The 17,821-nt window shown below is 52.9% G+C and carries 17 protein-coding genes and 7 tRNA genes; 22 read left to right on the top strand and 2 right to left on the bottom strand.

Annotated features, from left to right (window positions below):
- Nucleotides 1-529: 529 nt before the first annotated feature.
- From cydA to pnuC, 20 genes are all read left to right on the top strand, one after another.
- Complete coding sequence (gene cydA / locus OGX75_RS17460; protein ID WP_024130525.1) at nucleotides 530-2,098, top strand: cytochrome ubiquinol oxidase subunit I; 1,569 nt, start codon at nucleotides 530-532, stop codon at nucleotides 2,096-2,098.
- A gap of 15 nt (nucleotides 2,099-2,113) precedes the next feature.
- Entirely contained in the window at nucleotides 2,114-3,253 is a 1,140-nt protein-coding gene (gene cydB, locus OGX75_RS17465) for a cytochrome d ubiquinol oxidase subunit II (RefSeq protein ID WP_012133250.1), read from the top strand.
- Nucleotides 3,254-3,267: 14 nt separating this feature from the next.
- On the top strand, nucleotides 3,268-3,381 hold the full coding sequence (gene cydX / locus OGX75_RS17470) for a cytochrome bd-I oxidase subunit CydX (RefSeq protein ID WP_003022970.1): 114 nt from the start codon (nucleotides 3,268-3,270) through the stop codon (nucleotides 3,379-3,381).
- Nucleotides 3,381-3,674, top strand: a complete 294-nt coding sequence (gene ybgE / locus OGX75_RS17475) for a cyd operon protein YbgE (RefSeq protein ID WP_115609481.1) — start codon at nucleotides 3,381-3,383, stop codon at nucleotides 3,672-3,674. The genes cydX and ybgE overlap by 1 nt, the downstream gene beginning before the upstream one ends.
- Nucleotides 3,675-3,823: 149 nt before the next feature.
- On the top strand, nucleotides 3,824-4,222 hold the full coding sequence (gene ybgC / locus OGX75_RS17480; protein ID WP_286451407.1) for a tol-pal system-associated acyl-CoA thioesterase: 399 nt from the start codon (nucleotides 3,824-3,826) through the stop codon (nucleotides 4,220-4,222).
- The gene (gene tolQ, locus OGX75_RS17485; protein WP_024130524.1) at nucleotides 4,219-4,911 is read left to right on the top strand and encodes a Tol-Pal system protein TolQ; all 693 of its coding nucleotides are present in this window, start codon (nucleotides 4,219-4,221) and stop codon (nucleotides 4,909-4,911) included. Before ybgC ends, tolQ begins: the two co-directional genes overlap by 4 nt.
- Before the next feature lie 3 nt (nucleotides 4,912-4,914).
- Entirely contained in the window at nucleotides 4,915-5,343 is a 429-nt protein-coding gene (gene tolR, locus OGX75_RS17490; protein ID WP_012133245.1) for a colicin uptake protein TolR, read from the top strand.
- A 63-nt stretch (nucleotides 5,344-5,406) separates the two neighbouring features.
- Nucleotides 5,407-6,615: a cell envelope integrity protein TolA gene (gene tolA, locus OGX75_RS17495; RefSeq protein WP_286451406.1), complete on the top strand. Its 1,209-nt coding sequence runs from the start codon at nucleotides 5,407-5,409 to the stop codon at nucleotides 6,613-6,615.
- A 132-nt stretch (nucleotides 6,616-6,747) separates the two neighbouring features.
- Nucleotides 6,748-8,040, top strand: coding sequence for a Tol-Pal system beta propeller repeat protein TolB (gene tolB, locus OGX75_RS17500; RefSeq protein ID WP_024130523.1), 1,293 nt, complete (start codon nucleotides 6,748-6,750; stop codon nucleotides 8,038-8,040).
- 34 nt (nucleotides 8,041-8,074) lie between these two features.
- Nucleotides 8,075-8,593: a peptidoglycan-associated lipoprotein Pal gene (gene pal, locus OGX75_RS17505; protein ID WP_003022983.1), complete on the top strand. Its 519-nt coding sequence runs from the start codon at nucleotides 8,075-8,077 to the stop codon at nucleotides 8,591-8,593.
- A 9-nt stretch (nucleotides 8,594-8,602) separates the two neighbouring features.
- Nucleotides 8,603-9,391: a cell division protein CpoB gene (gene cpoB / locus OGX75_RS17510; RefSeq protein ID WP_012133241.1), complete on the top strand. Its 789-nt coding sequence runs from the start codon at nucleotides 8,603-8,605 to the stop codon at nucleotides 9,389-9,391.
- A gap of 164 nt (nucleotides 9,392-9,555) precedes the next feature.
- Nucleotides 9,556-9,631: transfer RNA gene (locus tag OGX75_RS17515), tRNA-Lys, on the top strand.
- Nucleotides 9,632-9,666: 35 nt separating this feature from the next.
- Nucleotides 9,667-9,742: transfer RNA gene (locus OGX75_RS17520), tRNA-Val, on the top strand.
- 3 nt (nucleotides 9,743-9,745) lie between these two features.
- A tRNA-Lys gene (locus OGX75_RS17525) sits at nucleotides 9,746-9,821 on the top strand.
- A 46-nt stretch (nucleotides 9,822-9,867) separates the two neighbouring features.
- Nucleotides 9,868-9,943 (top strand) — tRNA-Lys (locus tag OGX75_RS17530).
- A gap of 132 nt (nucleotides 9,944-10,075) precedes the next feature.
- Nucleotides 10,076-10,151: transfer RNA gene (locus OGX75_RS17535), tRNA-Lys, on the top strand.
- A gap of 46 nt (nucleotides 10,152-10,197) precedes the next feature.
- A tRNA-Lys gene (locus tag OGX75_RS17540) sits at nucleotides 10,198-10,273 on the top strand.
- Between the two features lie 132 nt (nucleotides 10,274-10,405).
- Nucleotides 10,406-10,481 (top strand) — tRNA-Lys (locus tag OGX75_RS17545).
- Nucleotides 10,482-10,878: 397 nt separating this feature from the next.
- On the top strand, nucleotides 10,879-11,922 hold the full coding sequence (gene nadA, locus OGX75_RS17550) for a quinolinate synthase NadA (RefSeq protein WP_024130522.1): 1,044 nt from the start codon (nucleotides 10,879-10,881) through the stop codon (nucleotides 11,920-11,922).
- 24 nt (nucleotides 11,923-11,946) lie between these two features.
- Nucleotides 11,947-12,666 carry a nicotinamide riboside transporter PnuC gene (gene pnuC / locus OGX75_RS17555; protein ID WP_047458055.1) on the top strand — a complete coding sequence of 240 codons (720 nt, stop codon included), beginning with the start codon at nucleotides 11,947-11,949 and terminating at the stop codon, nucleotides 12,664-12,666.
- On the opposite strand, the gene zitB is transcribed toward pnuC, so the two are convergent.
- Entirely contained in the window at nucleotides 12,663-13,604 is a 942-nt protein-coding gene (gene zitB, locus OGX75_RS17560) for a CDF family zinc transporter ZitB (protein WP_104868906.1), read from the bottom strand. The genes pnuC and zitB overlap by 4 nt on opposite strands.
- 112 nt (nucleotides 13,605-13,716) lie before the next feature.
- The gene (locus OGX75_RS17565; RefSeq protein ID WP_110494523.1) at nucleotides 13,717-14,091 is read right to left on the bottom strand and encodes a YbgS-like family protein; all 375 of its coding nucleotides are present in this window, start codon (nucleotides 14,089-14,091) and stop codon (nucleotides 13,717-13,719) included.
- 315 nt (nucleotides 14,092-14,406) lie between these two features.
- Here OGX75_RS17565 and aroG point away from each other — a divergent pair, with 315 nt between their 5' ends.
- Complete coding sequence (aroG, locus tag OGX75_RS17570; RefSeq protein WP_012133235.1) at nucleotides 14,407-15,459, top strand: 3-deoxy-7-phosphoheptulonate synthase AroG; 1,053 nt, start codon at nucleotides 14,407-14,409, stop codon at nucleotides 15,457-15,459.
- Nucleotides 15,460-15,642: 183 nt separating this feature from the next.
- Nucleotides 15,643-17,811: a TonB-dependent receptor gene (locus tag OGX75_RS17575; RefSeq protein WP_198448348.1), complete on the top strand. Its 2,169-nt coding sequence runs from the start codon at nucleotides 15,643-15,645 to the stop codon at nucleotides 17,809-17,811.
- The last annotated feature ends 10 nt before the right edge of the window (nucleotides 17,812-17,821 follow it).

Raw genomic sequence — 17,821 nt, forward strand, 5'->3', positions numbered from 1 at the left:
TACGCTAAATAGTTGCAGACGGCAAAAGAATGTCGTCGATGATAACGTTAAATGAAATGCTGTTTTTTTATATATACCTTTCTATTAGATAACCGCCAACACCCTCAGAGATACATATGCGCAACATTGTTTTCACTGTGTTTACGCATTGTATACACCGTTAACGAATTTTGGTGTTTTTGATTTAAATCAATGTTTAATGCTTGGAAAAAGATGTCAAAACACGATAAATTGTCGCCGATCAAATTGGCCTGAAACCGGTAAATTAGCTGTAAATTGATCAATGTCGAAAAATGCAAATTTGACTCAATAAAAACCTGTTTATTGTAGGGATTTTACGGCGTAATATATTTGCGGGATCAATTTAGGTTTTTTATTAACATGTTTGTAACTTTTTATCATTGCTGTTTCCTCTGATGATGAAACGGCAACGGTGAAGGGGAGCAAATAAATTTTATTGGGGCATGCGTGTGACCCTTTCTAACGGGGTTCACTCTCGGAGTCTTCATGCGATGAGCAAGGAGTCATGATGTTAGATATAGTCGAACTGTCGCGCTTACAGTTTGCCTTGACCGCGATGTACCACTTCCTGTTTGTGCCGCTGACGCTCGGTATGGCGTTCCTGCTGGCCATTATGGAAACGGTATACGTCCTTTCCGGCAAACAGATTTATAAAGATATGACCAAGTTCTGGGGCAAGTTGTTTGGTATCAACTTCGCTCTGGGTGTGGCTACCGGTCTGACCATGGAGTTCCAGTTCGGGACTAACTGGTCTTACTATTCCCACTATGTAGGGGATATCTTCGGTGCGCCGCTGGCAATCGAAGGTTTGATGGCCTTCTTCCTCGAATCCACCTTTGTAGGTCTGTTCTTCTTTGGCTGGGACCGTCTGGGTAAAGTCCAGCATATGTGTGTCACCTGGCTGGTGGCGCTGGGTTCCAACCTGTCTGCGCTGTGGATACTTGTGGCGAACGGCTGGATGCAGAACCCTATCGCATCGGATTTCAACTTCGAAACCATGCGTATGGAGATGGTGAGCTTCTCCGAACTGGTGCTTAACCCGGTTGCGCAGGTGAAATTCGTTCACACTGTGGCGTCTGGCTATGTGACCGGTGCAATGTTCATCCTCGGTATCAGTGCTTACTACCTGCTGAAAGGCCGCGACATCGCGTTCGCTAAACGCTCCTTTGCTATCGCCGCCAGCTTCGGTATGGCTGCTGTGCTGTCTGTTATCGTGCTGGGTGACGAATCCGGCTACGAAATGGGCGACGTGCAGAAAACCAAACTCGCCGCGATTGAAGCGGAATGGGAAACCCAGCCAGCGCCTGCTTCCTTCACCCTGTTCGGTATCCCGGATCAGGAGACGCAGGAAAACAAACTGGCTATCCAGATCCCTTACGCGCTGGGTATTATCGCGACTCGCTCCGTCGATACGCCGGTCATCGGTCTGAAAGACCTGATGGTGCAGCATGAAGAACGTATCCGTAGCGGGATGAAAGCCTACGCGCTGCTGGAAGAACTGCGTGCCGGTTCTACCGACCAGGCCGTTCGCGACCAGTTTAATAACGTGAAGAAAGATCTGGGCTACGGTCTGCTGCTTAAACGCTATACGCCGAACGTCACTGACGCGACCGAAGCGCAAATTGAGATGGCGACCAAAGACTCCATCCCACGCGTTGCGCCGCTGTACTTTGCGTTCCGTATCATGGTTGCGTGCGGCTTCCTGCTGCTGGCGATCATCGCGCTCTCCTTCTGGAGCGTCATTCGTAACCGCATCGGTGAGAAAAAATGGCTGCTGCGCGCGGCGCTGTACGGCATCCCGCTGCCGTGGATTGCTGTAGAAGCAGGCTGGTTCGTTGCCGAATATGGTCGTCAGCCGTGGGCGATCGGTGAGGTGCTGCCAACCGCCGTGGCGAACTCGTCACTGACGGTCGGTGACCTGCTGTTCTCCATGATCCTGATTTGCGGCCTGTATACCCTGTTCCTGGTGGCGGAGCTGTACTTAATGTTCAAGTTTGCACGCCGTGGCCCAAGCAGCCTGAAAACCGGTCGCTATCACTTTGAGCAGCCCAATGTGGCCTCTCAGCCGGCACGCTAAGACAGGAGTCGTCAAATGATCGATTATGAAGTATTGCGTTTTATCTGGTGGCTGCTGGTTGGCATTCTGCTGATCGGTTTTGCGGTTACCGATGGCTTCGACATGGGGGTGGGCATGCTCACCCGTTTCCTCGGTCGTAACGACACCGAGCGTCGAATTATGATCAACTCCATCGCCCCGCACTGGGACGGTAACCAGGTGTGGCTGATCACCGCCGGTGGTGCGCTGTTCGCCGCCTGGCCGATGGTTTACGCTGCGGCGTTTTCTGGTTTCTATGTGGCGATGATCCTCGTGCTGGCGTCCTTGTTCTTCCGTCCGGTCGGTTTTGACTACCGTTCCAAGATTGAAGACACCCGCTGGCGCAACATGTGGGACTGGGGCATCTTCGTGGGGAGCTTTGTGCCGCCGCTGGTTATCGGCGTGGCGTTTGGCAACCTGTTGCAGGGCGTACCGTTCCATATCGACGAGTATCTGCGTCTGTACTACACCGGTAACTTCTTCCAACTGCTGAACCCGTTTGGCCTGCTGGCAGGTATCGTCAGCGTAGGGATGATCATTACCCAGGGCGCGACCTATCTGCAAATGCGCACCGTGGGTGAGCTGCACCTGCGTTCCCGCACGACGGCACAGGTAGCCGCGCTGGTTACGCTGGTGTGCTTCGCGCTGGCGGGCGTATGGGTGGTTTACGGTATTGATGGTTATGTCGTGACTTCCGCGATGGATCATCACGCCGCATCTAACCCGCTGACCAAAGAAGTCGCGCGTGAAGCCGGTGCGTGGATGGTGAACTTCAACAGTACGCCGATCCTGTGGCTGGTTCCGGCGCTGGGCGTGGTTCTGCCGCTGCTGACTATCCTGACCTCCCGTATGGAGAAAGGAGCATGGGCATTCCTGTTCTCTTCTCTGACCCTGGCCTGCATCATCCTGACTGCCGGTATCGCAATGTTCCCGTTTGTGATGCCTTCCAGCACCATGATGAATGCGAGCCTGACCATGTGGGATGCGACCTCCAGCCAGAGAACGCTGAACCTGATGACCTGGGTTGCGTTGGTGTTTGTACCGATCATTCTGATCTACACCAGCTGGTGTTACTGGAAAATGTTCGGCCGCATCACTAAAGAACATATTGAAAGCAACACCCACTCTCTGTACTAAGTAAGGAGCTAAAAATGTGGTATTTCGCATGGATTCTGGGAACGCTTCTTGCCTGTGCATTTGGGATAATCACTGCGCTGGCGCTTGAGCACGTAGAATCAGGTAAAGCCGGACAAGAAGACAGCTAATGACCAGTATTATCGCAACGTTGTATGCGGTAATGGATAAGCGCCCATTACGGGCGCTTTCCTTTATGCTGGCGTTAGTGTTGGCAGGCTGCATCTTCTGGGACCCGACGCGTTTCGCGGCGAAAACAAGCGAGCTGGAAATCTGGCATGGTTTTCTGCTGATGTGGGCCGTTTGTACGGGCGTGATTCATGGCGTAGGATTTCGTCCTCGCGCCGTTCACTGGCAGGGGGTCTTTTGCCCGCTGCTCGCCGATATCGTGCTTATTGTTGGTCTGATTTTTTTCTTCTTTTGAATAAGAAGTATCCTTAAAAATTTATGGGTTTTCATAAGCCCATAAATTTTTACTCTCCCTTAACTTCCCCCCATTCCCAAGCCTCATTCGCGCGCGTATAGTAGCAACGTTTAAAAGCGTTAACTTTTTTTGCATTACCGGGATGTACAGTGAATATATTTCGATGGCCGGTTCGTGTCTATTATGAGGATACCGACGCCGGTGGTGTGGTTTACCACGCCAGTTACGTCGCTTTTTATGAAAGAGCACGCACAGAGATGCTGCGTCATCATCACTTCAGTCAACAGGTGCTGTTGGCTGAACGGGTTGCCTTCGTGGTGCGTAAAATGATGCTGGAATATTATGCGCCTGCGCGACTCGACGATATGCTCGAAGTCCAAACTGAAATTACGTCAATGCGTGGCACCTCTTTGGTTTTCACGCAACGCATTGTCAACGCAGAGAACAACGTGCTCAACGAAGCGGAAGTTCTGATTGTTTGCGTTGATCCACTCAAAATGAAGCCTCGTGCGCTTCCCAAGTCTATTGTCGCGGAGTTTAAGCAGTGACTGACATGAATATCCTTGATTTGTTCCTGAAGGCAAGCCTTCTGGTTAAACTTATCATGTTGATTTTGATTGGTTTTTCAATCGCATCCTGGGCTATCATCATCCAGCGGACTCGTATTCTTAACGCTGCGGCGCGCGAAGCGGAAGCGTTCGAAGATAAATTCTGGTCTGGAATCGAACTGTCTCGCCTGTATCAGGAGAGCCAGGGGCGTCGTGATAGCCTCGCGGGTTCGGAACAAATCTTCTATAGCGGGTTCAAAGAGTTTGTGCGTCTGCATCGTGCAAATAACCATGCGCCGGAAGCGGTTGTTGAGGGGGCGTCTCGTGCGATGCGTATCTCCATGAACCGTGAGCTGGAAACATTAGAGACGCACATTCCTTTCCTCGGCACCGTGGGTTCCATCAGTCCGTATATTGGTCTGTTTGGTACGGTATGGGGGATTATGCACGCGTTTATCGCCCTCGGTGCGGTGAAACAGGCGACGCTGCAAATGGTGGCGCCGGGTATCGCGGAAGCGCTGATTGCAACGGCTATCGGTCTGTTTGCGGCGATTCCAGCGGTTATGGCCTACAACCGCCTGAATCAGCGCGTGAACAAGCTGGAACTGAATTACGACAACTTTATGGAAGAGTTCACCGCCATTCTGCACCGTCAGGCGTTTACCAGTAGCGAGAGCAACAAGGGGTAAGCCATGGCCAGAACGCGTGGACGAGGTCGTCGCGATCTCAAGTCCGAAATCAACATTGTACCGTTGCTCGACGTACTGTTGGTGCTGTTGCTGATTTTCATGGCGACGGCGCCGATCATTACCCAGAGTGTGGAAGTCGACCTGCCGGACGCGACCGAGTCGCAGGCCGTCAGCACCAATGACGATCCGCCGGTCATTATTGAAGTTTCCGGTATTGGGCAATACAGCGTGGTGGTTGAGAAAGACAGGATGGATCAGTTGCCGCCAGAGCAGGTTATTGCCGAAGCGAAAAGTCGCCTGGAGTCCAATCCGAAAACGGTCTTCTTAATCGGTGGCGCGAAAGACGTGCCTTACGATGAAATAATTAAAGCGCTGAACTTGTTACACAGTGCGGGCGTGAAATCGGTTGGCTTGATGACGCAGCCTATCTGATCTTCTGCGTCTCCGGGACGTAAAGATAGCAAGTAACAGGCGCACAGTTTTTGGGAACCGAGAGTGTCAAAGGCAACCGAACAAAACGACAAGCTCAAACGGGCGATAATTATTTCAGCGGTACTGCATGTCATCTTATTTGCAGTGCTGATCTGGAGTTCGTTCGATGAGCATATAGAGGCTTCAGCCGGGGGCGGCGGTGGTTCTTCCATCGACGCCGTCATGGTCGATCCCGGCGCAGTTGTTCAGCAGTACGATCGTCAGCAGCAGCAACAGGCGAGCGCGAAGCGTGCGGCGGAACAGCGTGAAAAACAGGCGCAGCAGCAAGCTGAAGAGCTTCGCGAGAAGCAGGCGGCTGAACAGGAACGACTGAAGCAACTTGAGAAAGAACGTTTAGCCGCGCAGGAACAGGCGCGCGAGCAGGCGGAACAGCAGAAACAAGCGGAAGCGGCCGCGAAGAAAGCGCAGGAGCAGCAGAAACAGGCTGAAGAAGCGGCGGCGAAAGCCGCAGCGGATGCGAAAGCGAAAGCGGACGCGCAGGCTAAAGCAGCGGCGGAAGCGCAGAAGAAAGCCGAAGCCGAAGCGGTAAAAGCGGCTGCTGATGCGAAGAAGAAAGCCGAAGCTGAAGCGGCAAAAGCCGCCGCCGACGCGAAGAAAAAAGCGGAAGCCGAGGCGGCTAAGCAGGCTCAGGCAGAGGCCGCGAAGAAAGCCGCAGCAGAAAAGGCTGCTGCTGAAAAAGCTGCCGCCGACAAAGCCGCCGCTGAGAAAGCGGCAGCAGCAAAAAAAGCTGCTGCTGAGAAGGCTGCTGCCGATAAGAAAGCTGCGGCAGATAAAGCGGCTGCTGCGAAGAAAGCCGCAGCCGAAAAAGCCGCTGCCGCATCTGGCGTCGACGACCTGTTGGGCGATTTAAGCTCCGGTAAGAATGCGCCGAAAACCGGCGGCGGAGCGGCAGGAAGCAATGCTTCTCCTGCGGGGAGTGGTAATACTAAAAACAATGGTGCATCAGGCGCGGATATCAGCAACTATGCCGGGCAGATTAAATCGGCCATTGAAAGTAAGTTTTACGACGCATCGTCCTATGCAGGTAAAACCTGTACGCTGCGTATAAAACTGGCTCCAGATGGCCTGTTGCTGGATATTCAGTCTGAAGGTGGCGATCCCGCGCTTTGTCAGGCAGCGCTTGCTGCGGCCCGACAGGCGAAGATTCCAAAACCACCAAGCCAGGCGGTATACGAAGTGTTTAAAAACGCACCTCTGGACTTTAAACCGTAAGCTAAACTTTCCCCGTCACGGCGGGGAAAGGCACGCAACGGGAGTCGCTGGGTTCTGGTAGTTTTGTGTATTTGAGTTTGTTAACATTCTGCTAAATTATCGTGGGCTTTCCGCCCGGATAAGGGAGATATGATGAAGCAGGCATTACGAGTAGCATTTGGTTTCTTAATGCTGTGGGCAGCGGTGCTGCACGCAGAAGTACGTATCGAGATCACCCAGGGGGTGGACTCGGCGCGCCCGATTGGCGTTGTGCCATTCCAGTGGGCAGGGCCGGGAGCTGCGCCTGAAGATATTGGCGGCATCGTTGGCGCTGACCTGCGCAACAGCGGTAAATTCAATCCGTTGGATCGTTCTCGTCTGCCGCAGCAGCCGGGTACGGCGCAAGAAGTTCAGCCGGCGGCATGGTCTGCGCTGGGTATTGATGCGGTTGTTGTCGGCCAGGTGACTCCGAATCCTGACGGTTCCTACAATGTTGCTTATCAGCTGGTTGACACCGGCGGCGCACCGGGTACTGTACTGGCGCAGAACTCTTACAAAGTGAACAAGCAGTGGCTGCGTTATGCTGGCCATACTGCAAGTGATGAAGTGTTTGAGAAGCTGACCGGCATCAAGGGCGCATTCCGCACCCGTATCGCTTACGTAGTGCAGACTAACGGCGGCCAGTTCCCGTATGAGTTGCGCGTGTCTGACTACGATGGCTACAACCAGTTCGTGGTTCACCGTTCTCCGCAGCCGCTGATGTCTCCGGCGTGGTCTCCTGACGGCTCTAAACTGGCCTACGTGACCTTCGAAAGCGGTCGTTCCGCGCTGGTTATCCAGACGCTGGCTAACGGGGCTGTGCGTCAGGTTGCGTCGTTCCCGCGTCACAACGGCGCGCCTGCGTTCTCGCCGGATGGCAGCAAACTGGCGTTTGCGTTGTCTAAAACCGGTAGCCTGAACCTGTATGTGATGGACATTGGTTCTGGTCAGATTCGTCAGGTGACGGATGGTCGCAGCAACAACACCGAACCAACATGGTTCCCGGACAGCCAGAACCTGGCCTTTACCTCTGACCAGGCCGGTCGTCCGCAGGTGTATAAAGTTAACGTGAACGGCGGTGCTCCGCAGCGTATCACCTGGGAAGGTTCGCAAAACCAGGATGCGGATGTGAGCAGCGACGGTAAATTTATGGTAATGGTAAGCTCGGCGAATGGTCAGCAGCACATTGCCAAACAAGATCTGGTAGCGGGTGGCGTACAGGTTCTGTCGTCAACGTTCCTGGATGAAACGCCAAGTCTGGCACCTAACGGCACTATGGTAATCTACAGCTCTTCTCAGGGGATGGGATCCGTGCTGAATTTGGTTTCTACAGATGGGCGTTTCAAGGCGCGTCTTCCGGCAACTGATGGTCAGGTTAAATTCCCTGCCTGGTCGCCGTATCTGTGATAATAATTAATTGATTAGTAAAGGAATCATTGAAATGCAACTGAACAAAGTGCTGAAAGGGCTGATGATCGCTCTGCCTGTTATGGCAATTGCTGCATGTTCTTCCAACAAGAACGCCAGCAATGACGGCAGCGAAGGCATGCTGGGTGCAGGCACTGGTATGGATGCGAACGGCAGCGGCAACATGTCTTCTGAAGAGCAAGCGCGTTTGCAGATGCAGCAATTGCAGCAGAACAACATCGTTTACTTCGATCTGGACAAGTACGATATCCGTTCTGACTTCGCGGCAATGCTGGATGCGCACGCTAACTTCCTGCGTAGCAACCCGTCTTACAAAGTCACCGTAGAAGGTCATGCGGACGAACGTGGTACTCCTGAGTACAACATCTCCCTGGGCGAACGCCGTGCTAACGCTGTTAAGATGTACTTGCAGGGTAAAGGCGTTTCTGCTGACCAGATCTCCATCGTTTCTTACGGTAAAGAAAAACCCGCAGTACTGGGTCACGACGAAGCGGCTTACGCTAAAAACCGTCGCGCCGTACTGGTTTACTAAGAGAATTGCATGAGCAGTAACTTCAGACATCACCTGTTGAGTCTGTCGTTACTGGTTGGCATAGCGGCCCCCTGGGCCGCTTTTGCTCAGGCGCCAATCAGTAGTGTCGGCTCAGGCTCGGTCGAAGACCGCGTCACTCAACTCGAGCGTATTTCGAATGCTCACAGCCAGCTTTTAACCCAACTCCAGCAACAACTCTCTGATAATCAGTCCGATATTGATTCCCTGCGTGGTCAAATCCAGGAAAGCCAGTATCAGCTGAATCAGGTTGTTGAACGGCAGAAGCAGATCCTGCTACAGATGGACAGTCTGAGCAGCGGTAGCGCAGCGACGCCATCGGCGGGCGGCGAGCAAAGCGGGGCGGCAACCGCAACACCTGCGCCTGGCGCGGGCGCGGCGACGTCAGGCGCGCCGGTACAAAGCGGCGACGCCAATACCGATTACAATGCGGCAATTGCTCTGGTGCAGGATAAGTCCCGCCAGGATGATGCGATTGTGGCGTTTCAGAACTTCATCAAAAAATACCCGGACTCAACTTATCAGCCGAATGCCAATTACTGGCTCGGCCAGTTGAATTACAACAAGGGTAAAAAAGATGATGCCGCATTTTATTTTGCCTCGGTAGTCAAAAACTACCCGAAGTCACCAAAAGCGGCTGACGCGATGTACAAAGTCGGCGTCATCATGCAGGACAAAGGCGACGCGGCAAAAGCCAAAGCGGTTTATCAGCAGGTTATCAGTAAATACCCTGGCACTGATGGCGCAAAACAAGCGCAAAAACGTCTTAACGCGATGTAATGCACACCACGCGACCAGAAATCGCGTTATTTCTGGTCTCGTCGTGCGATTCCTAAGCAGTTGAGTGATCTACATCGAAATTTTTGTTGCGCTGAAATCTGAAATCAGTAATATATGCCGCCGTTGCCAGGGGATATCAAACAAACCGAAAGCAGCGCAAAAGTGGGTCGTTAGCTCAGTTGGTAGAGCAGTTGACTTTTAATCAATTGGTCGCAGGTTCGAATCCTGCACGACCCACCACTTTAAAGATGGAAACATCTTACCAGCGTAGTATCGGGTGATTAGCTCAGCTGGGAGAGCACCTCCCTTACAAGGAGGGGGTCGGCGGTTCGATCCCGTCATCACCCACCACTCGGGTCGTTAGCTCAGTTGGTAGAGCAGTTGACTTTTAATCAATTGGTCGCAGGTTCGAATCCTGCACGACCCACCAATTTAAAAATTGGTGCCGAGTAAAATCTTTCAGGTAACACCCGTATGGGTCGTTAGCTCAGTTGGTAGAGCAGTTGACTTTTAATCAATTGGTCGCAGGTTCGAATCCTGCACGACCCACCAGTTTTAAAGGTGGTTACTGGTAGAGAACGTGAAGGATAACGTTGCGTCAGCAACGGCCCGAAGGGCGAGGCGAAGCCGAGTCATCCTGCACGACCCACCATCCTGAATGATTAAGCAGTAAAATCCCGCAAGGGGTCGTTAGCTCAGTTGGTAGAGCAGTTGACTTTTAATCAATTGGTCGCAGGTTCGAATCCTGCACGACCCACCAATTTAAAAATTGGTGCCGAGTAAAATCTTTCAGGTAACACCCGTATGGGTCGTTAGCTCAGTTGGTAGAGCAGTTGACTTTTAATCAATTGGTCGCAGGTTCGAATCCTGCACGACCCACCAGTTTTAAAGGTGGTTACTGGTAGAGAACGTGAAGGATAACGTTGCGTCAGCAACGGCCCGAAGGGCGAGGCGAAGCCGAGTCATCCTGCACGACCCACCATCCTGAATGATTAAGCAGTAAAATCCCGCAAGGGGTCGTTAGCTCAGTTGGTAGAGCAGTTGACTTTTAATCAATTGGTCGCAGGTTCGAATCCTGCACGACCCACCAATTTTAACATTGCACTCAGATGTTAAACGTGAAGGATAACGTTGCGTCAGCAACGGCCCGAAGGGCGAGGCGAAGCCGAGTCATCCTGCACGACCCACCAATGTAAAAAGGCGCCCTAAAGGCGCCTTTTTGCTATGCGCAGAATTTGTGCCTGATGGCGCTGCGCTTATCAGGCCTACAGCGATACACTCGTCCAGGTCGGATAAGATGTCAGTCGGCGACCCGTAGGCCGGATAAGGCGCTTGCGCCGCCATCCGGCATTATCAAGCGCAATTGTTGTGACTTTTGCCAGCCAATCGGCTATCTTGTTTAGCATATAAAACAAATTTAACCGATTGTGGCGTGGGTTACGCTTTATATCGGTTATTTCGTTAAGCCAGTAAAACGAGAAAGCATGATGAGCGTAATGTTTGACCCGGAAGCCGCAATCTATCCGTTTCCGCCGAAACCGACCCCGCTAAGCGTGGATGAAAAGCAATTCTACCGCGAGAAAATCAAACGTCTGCTGAAAGCGCGCGATGCCGTCATGGTGGCGCACTATTACACCGATCCCGAAATCCAGCAACTGGCTGAAGAAACCGGAGGATGCATTTCCGACTCGCTGGAGATGGCGCGATTTGGCGCGAAACATCCTGCCTCCACGTTGCTGGTCGCTGGCGTCCGTTTTATGGGCGAGACGGCCAAAATTCTCAGCCCGGAAAAAACCATCCTGATGCCGACTCTACAGGCGGAATGCTCGCTGGATCTGGGTTGTCCGATTGACGAATTTAGCGCGTTTTGCGACGCCCACCCGGATCGCACGGTAGTGGTTTACGCCAACACGTCTGCTGCCGTCAAAGCCCGCGCTGACTGGGTTGTTACCTCCAGTATCGCCGTTGAACTGATTGAACATCTGGACAGTCTGGGCGAGAAAATTATCTGGGCGCCGGATCGCCACCTGGGACATTACGTGCAAAAGCAGACCGGCGCGGATGTGCTCTGCTGGCAGGGGGCCTGTATCGTTCATGATGAATTTAAAACCCAGGCGTTGACCCGGATGAAAGGTTTGTACCCGGATGCCGCCGTGCTGGTGCATCCTGAGTCGCCACAATCGATTGTCGATATGGCGGATGCCGTCGGGTCTACCAGCCAGCTGATTAATGCCGCCCGCACGCTGCCGCATAAGCAGCTTATTGTGGCGACCGACCGGGGAATTTTCTATAAAATGCAGCAGGCGGTGCCTGATAAAGAGTTGCTTGAAGCGCCGACAGCCGGAGAAGGGGCGACCTGCCGTAGCTGCGCGCATTGTCCGTGGATGGCGATGAACGGCCTTAAGGCGATTGCTGAGGGGTTAGAGCAGGGCGGGCAGGCCCATGAGATTCACGTTGACCAGGCGTTGCGAGAAGGGGCGCTGCTGCCGCTCAACCGTATGCTGGAATTTGCGGCTACACTACGAGCGTAAAACGTAAAACGCTCTGGGGGAAAGATGGATTTTTTTAGCACACAGAACATTCTGGTTCATATTCCAATTGGCGCTGGCGGTTACGACCTGTCATGGATTGAAGCTGTCGGCACCGTTGCGGGTTTGCTGTGTATCGGGCTTGCCAGCCTGGAAAAGATCAGCAACTATTTTTTCGGCCTGATTAACGTGACGCTATTCGCGATCATCTTTTTTCAGATCCAACTCTACGCCAGCCTGTTGCTTCAGGTATTTTTCTTTGCCGCCAATATTTACGGCTGGTATGCCTGGTCCCGCAAAACAAGCCAGCATGAGATTGAATTGAAAATTCGCTGGCTGCCGCTGCCAAAAGCGCTGGCCTGGCTGGCGGTATGCGTGGTGGCGATAGGTCTGATGACCGCGTATATCGATCCGGTATTTGCTTTCCTGACTCGCGTCGCCGTCAACCTGATGCAGGCGCTGGGATTGTCGGTCGCCGTACCGGAATTGCAGCCTGATGCCTTCCCGTTCTGGGACTCCTGCATGATGGTGCTGTCGATTGTGGCGATGATCCTGATGACGCGCAAGTACGTCGAAAACTGGCTGCTGTGGGTGATTATCAACGTGATAAGCGTGGTGATCTTCGCACTGCAAGGCGTCTATGCGATGTCGCTGGAGTATCTGATCCTGACCTTCATCGCCCTGAATGGCAGCCGGATGTGGATCAACAGCGCGCGCGAACGAGGCTCACACGCGCTTTCCAGTTAGTGGTGATGATGCGAATGGCCGGATAGCCCCTGATTCAGGTGGCAGTCCGGCCCGTTGCACGGCTGATATTCCATCTGAATGGTGGCGTGCTCAATCTGGTAATGGTGAATCAGGAAATGCTGGATGCGCGCCAGCAACGCGTCATGATCGTGCGGCGGGATCACCTGCACATGCAGCGTCATCACGGGTTTTTCTCCTATCATCCAGACATGGACGTGATGCACATTGCGTACTTCGGGAATACCCCGGCTGAGATGGCGACGCAACGCCGCGATATCCAGCGAAACCGGCGCGCCTTCCAGTAATTCATTTACGCTGTCTTTTAACAGACGCCAGGCGCTGCGTAACACCAGTATGGAAACCAGGATCGAGAGAATTGGGTCCGCTGGCGTCCAGCCTGTCCAGATGATAATCAGTGCGGCAAAAATGGCGCCGACCGATCCCAGTAAATCCCCCATCACATGCAGCGCGGCGGCACGCACATTGAGGTTTTTTTCTTCATTCCCCCGGTGCAGGAGCCAGAACGCGAACACGTTGGCGAGCAAACCCGCCACTGCGATAGTCATCATCATGCCGCCTGCGACAGGGCGTGGCGTATAGAAGCGCTGAATGGCTTCCCAGACGATTAAAAGAGTAATCACCACTAATGCGATGGCGTTAACAAACGCGGCCAGCGTTGTCAGTCTCAGCCAGCCGAAAGTGTGGCGAATGGTTGGAGGACGACGGGAAAACTGTACGGCCATCAGAGCGAACAACAGGGCTGCGGCATCGGTAAGCATATGCCCGGCATCGGCCAGCAGCGCCAGCGATCCTGAAAGAATGCCGCCCACCACTTCAACCAGCATAAATCCGGCGGTGACACAAAATGCGAACAGCAACCGACGCGCGTTCTTATCTTCCGGCAGATGCGAAGCAGTATGAGAGTGTGAATGTGCCATCGTGTCATCCCTTTGTTATTTTCATTATTACTGTATGACATCATACAAGTTTTGGGCTGACAAAATAAAAAGGAGAGCGTCAGCTCTCCCGTTACCTGGCCTTTTTTCAGGCTTACTGCGTGGTGCCATCGGTTTTAGTATCAACGTCGTTGTTGATGCCGTCGCCGGTCTCCACTTTCTTATTCACGTCCGGGCAGCGGCCGTCCTTACACATGGTGTTTTTATGCACTTCATCGGAGGTCATGCCGTCGTGGTTCATTGATGAGCCATCCGGGTGAAGCATGGTGCCGCCGGAATTAATCTGGCTGTTGTCCACATTGTTTGGCGCGATGTTTTCGCGGGCGTCAGGGGCGACCTGTCCGGCATCCGCCGAAGAGTTTGCCTGTCCGTTGTTGGACTGCGTATTCGCGTCAGCGGCCAACGCTGCGCCACTGGCAAGGCTGAGTATGGCAGTAAGAAAAAGTGTGGCCAGTTTTGTCATTTTCATAAGATGCTCCTGTTATGGTCGATATGTCGGATAACTCTTCCAACAGTGCATGTGCCAGTAAAATCTCAGAGAGGGGTTAAAGATCCCGCACTGGCGATTTAGCCCAGCAGAGAATCTTAAAAAAACTCACAAAAAGAGTGTTTGCAGTTAAAAATTGTAGGTTAGATCTCGTTTTTCGCTACTTTCTGGCGTTTTTTTTCCTAATTCCAGGATTAGTCCGTTCGAAGTGTAAAAGTCAGTTTACACTTTTTAGCCAAAGAGATAGATTGAAGGGATTGCATTTAATTAGATAAGTATGGCAACACTGGAATAATCATGAATTATCAGAACGACGATTTACGTATTAAAGAGATCAACGAGTTATTACCGCCAGTCGCACTCCTTGAAAAATTTCCCGCTACAGAGAATGCAGCAAACACCGTTGCCCATGCCCGCAAAGCGATTCATAAAATCCTGAAAGGGAATGACGATCGCCTGCTGGTGGTGATTGGGCCGTGCTCAATTCATGATCCGGTTGCCGCCAAAGAGTATGCCGCTCGTTTAATGACGCTGCGTGAAGAGCTAAAAGGCGAGCTTGAAATTGTCATGCGCGTCTATTTTGAAAAACCGCGCACCACGGTGGGCTGGAAAGGGCTGATCAACGATCCGCATATGGATAACAGCTTCCAGATTAACGATGGCCTGCGTATTGCCCGCAAGCTATTGCTCGACATTAACGACAGCGGATTACCTGCTGCGGGTGAGTTTCTTGATATGATCACCCCGCAATACCTGGCGGATCTGATGAGCTGGGGCGCGATTGGCGCACGTACCACGGAGTCTCAGGTACACCGCGAGCTGGCCTCTGGTCTTTCCTGCCCGGTCGGCTTTAAAAATGGCACCGACGGCACCATCAAAGTAGCGATTGACGCCATCAATGCCGCCGGTGCGCCTCACTGCTTCCTCTCCGTCACTAAGTGGGGGCACTCCGCCATTGTGAATACCAGCGGCAACGGCGACTGCCACATTATTCTGCGTGGAGGCAAAGAGCCAAACTACAGCGCGCAACATGTGGCAGAAGTAAAAGAAGGTCTTGCTAAAGCGGGGCTTGCGCCGCAGGTTATGATCGATTTCAGCCATGCGAACTCCTCCAAACAGTTTAAAAAGCAGATGGACGTTTGTGCGGATGTTTGCCAGCAGATTGCGCGTGGCGAAAACGCGATCATTGGCGTGATGGTGGAAAGCCATCTGGTGGAAGGTAATCAGAGCCTGGAAAGCGGCGAACCGCTGACCTACGGTAAGAGTGTTACCGACGCCTGCATCGGCTGGGAAGATACGGATGCGCTGCTGCGTCAGTTGTCGAATGCGGTGAAAGCCCGTCGCGGATAATTCCTCCTGCCAACGCACGTTGCGCAATTGAAAAACCGGCAAATCAGGCCGGTTTTTTTCTACTAACTGTTTGTAATCCAAAAGAGTTAGTTCTTTGTTTAAAAGTTTTGATGTGATCGTGATCAACTTTTTACACTTATATCGGTCGTAATATAAATTTTTACATAACGATTGATAATACAAATGAATAAGCCCACTCAACTGGCAACGCTGTTGCCTCTTCTCATTTCCCTGGCGCCGCACAGCGCACATGCGGCAAACACCTCTGAAGATGAAATTATCGTCACCAGCCAGCCTTCTGCCGATACCACGCATGCCGCTTCCGGCGCTGGATTCAAAACCAATGATATCGATGTCGGGCCGCTGGGCAATAAAGCCTGGGTTGATACACCGTATTCGACCACGACCGTCACCAAAGAGATGATTGAGAACCAGCAGGCGCAAAGCGTGAGCGAACTGCTGAAATACTCGCCCAGCACACAAATGCAGGCGCGCGGCGGCATGGATGTCGGCAGACCGCAGAGCCGGGGGATGCAGGGCAGCGTGGTTGCCAACAGCCGCCTGGATGGGTTGAACATCGTCTCAACCACCGCTTTCCCCGTTGAGATGCTGGAACGCCTGGATGTGCTCAACAGCCTGACCGGCGCGCTGTACGGCCCGGCAAGTCCGGCCGGGCAGTTTAATTTTGTCGCCAAACGCCCAACGGAAGAGACGCTGCGCAAAGTCACTCTGGGTTATCAAAGCCGGAGCGCCTTTACCGGGCATGTCGATTTGGGCGGACACATTGATGATGACAACCGTTTTGGCTATCGCGTGAATGTGCTAAATCAGGAAGGTGAAGGGAATCTGGATGACAGTACGCTGCGCCGTAAGTTGCTTTCCGTGGCGCTGGACTGGAATATTCAGCCAGGCACGCAATTGCAGCTGGATGCCAGCCACTATGAGTTTATTCAAAAAGGCTATCCGGGAAGCTTCAGCTATGGCCCGAACATTAAACTACCTTCCGCACCCGATCCCAAAGATAAAAATCTGGCGCTCAGCACGGCCGGGAACGATCTGACAACCGACACGGTGAGCACGCGTCTTATTCATTATCTCAATGATGACTGGTCCGTAACGGCAGGCGTTGGCTGGCAGCAGGCGGATCGTGCGATGCGTAACGTATCCAGCAAAATTATCAATAACCAGGGCGATATCAGCCGTTCGCTGAAAGACTCTACTGCCGCAGGACGTTTTCGCGTACTGAGCAATACCGCCACGCTTAACGGTCATGTTGATACCGGTTCTGTCGGGCATGATATTGCGCTCTCGACCACCGGTTATGTCTGGTCGCTGTACAGTGCGAAAGGGACGGGGCCGTCTTATAGCTGGGACACCACCAATATGTACCACCCCTCTGAGATGTACGAAAAGGGCGATGGCAAAATCATAACCGGTGGGGATCGTTATAAATCCAGCGTCAACACGCAACAGAGCATTACCCTTGGGGATACCGTGACTTTCACGCCGAAATGGTCGGCGATGTTCTACTTGAGCCAGAGCTGGATTCAGTCGCAGAACTACAATAAAAGCGGTCATAAAACCGGCCAGATTGATGAGAACGGTTTAAGCCCGAATGCGGCGTTGATGTATAAAATCACCCCGAATGTGATGGCCTACGTCAGCTATGCGGAGTCGCTGGAACAGGGCGGGACGGCGCCAACCAATAGCGACGTGAAAAATGCCGGGCAAACCCTCGACCCGTATCGCAGCAAACAATATGAGATGGGGCTAAAAGCCGATGTCTCCGGGATGAATCTGGGGGCGGCGCTGTTCCGTCTTGAGCGTCCATTTGCCTATGTCGATCCCGGCGATAACGTCTATAAGGAACAGGGGAACCAGGTCAATAACGGTCTGGAATTGACGGCCTCCGGTAATGTCTGGCAAGGGCTGAATATCTACAGCGGCGTGACGCTCCTCGATCCGAAACTGAAAGATACGGTGAGCGATACCACCAGCGATAAACGGGTGGTAGGCGTACCGAAAGTACAGGCGAACGTGCTGGCGGAGTACAGCTTACCGTCGATGCCGGAATGGGTATACAGCGCTAACGTTCACTATACCGGCAAGCGTGCCGCCAACGATACCAACACCGCATGGGCCAGCAGCTACACCACCTGGGACCTGGGCACCCGCTACACCACGAAAATCAGCAACGTGCCGACCACCTTCCGCGTGGTGGTTAACAACGTGTTCGATAAACACTACTGGGCATCAATCTTCCCGTCAGGCACCGATGGCGATAACGGTTCACCCAGCGCCTTTATCGGCAGCGGGCGTGAAGTTCGCGCCTCCGTCACGTTTGATTTTTAAAGGATGGAGT

The organism is Citrobacter sp. CK199, from assembly GCF_030333285.1.
GTDB lineage: Bacteria > Pseudomonadota > Gammaproteobacteria > Enterobacterales > Enterobacteriaceae > Citrobacter_B > Citrobacter_B koseri.

Bases quoted from the DNA above. Each gene is read 5' to 3' on its own strand.
- ybgE (WP_115609481.1), top strand. From the start codon at position 3,381: ATGACCAGTATTATCGCAACGTTGTATGCGGTAATGGATAAGCGCCCA.
- OGX75_RS17565 (WP_110494523.1), bottom strand. From the start codon at position 14,091: ATGAAAATGACAAAACTGGCCACACTTTTTCTTACTGCCATACTCAGC.
- cydX (WP_003022970.1), top strand. From the start codon at position 3,268: ATGTGGTATTTCGCATGGATTCTGGGAACGCTTCTTGCCTGTGCATTT.
- pnuC (WP_047458055.1), top strand. From the start codon at position 11,947: ATGGATTTTTTTAGCACACAGAACATTCTGGTTCATATTCCAATTGGC.
- tolB (WP_024130523.1), top strand. From the start codon at position 6,748: ATGAAGCAGGCATTACGAGTAGCATTTGGTTTCTTAATGCTGTGGGCA.
- cydA (WP_024130525.1), top strand. From the start codon at position 530: ATGTTAGATATAGTCGAACTGTCGCGCTTACAGTTTGCCTTGACCGCG.
- cpoB (WP_012133241.1), top strand. From the start codon at position 8,603: ATGAGCAGTAACTTCAGACATCACCTGTTGAGTCTGTCGTTACTGGTT.
- pal (WP_003022983.1), top strand. From the start codon at position 8,075: ATGCAACTGAACAAAGTGCTGAAAGGGCTGATGATCGCTCTGCCTGTT.
- aroG (WP_012133235.1), top strand. From the start codon at position 14,407: ATGAATTATCAGAACGACGATTTACGTATTAAAGAGATCAACGAGTTA.
- cydB (WP_012133250.1), top strand. From the start codon at position 2,114: ATGATCGATTATGAAGTATTGCGTTTTATCTGGTGGCTGCTGGTTGGC.
- OGX75_RS17575 (WP_198448348.1), top strand. From the start codon at position 15,643: ATGAATAAGCCCACTCAACTGGCAACGCTGTTGCCTCTTCTCATTTCC.
- nadA (WP_024130522.1), top strand. From the start codon at position 10,879: ATGAGCGTAATGTTTGACCCGGAAGCCGCAATCTATCCGTTTCCGCCG.
- zitB (WP_104868906.1), bottom strand. From the start codon at position 13,604: ATGGCACATTCACACTCTCATACTGCTTCGCATCTGCCGGAAGATAAG.
- tolR (WP_012133245.1), top strand. From the start codon at position 4,915: ATGGCCAGAACGCGTGGACGAGGTCGTCGCGATCTCAAGTCCGAAATC.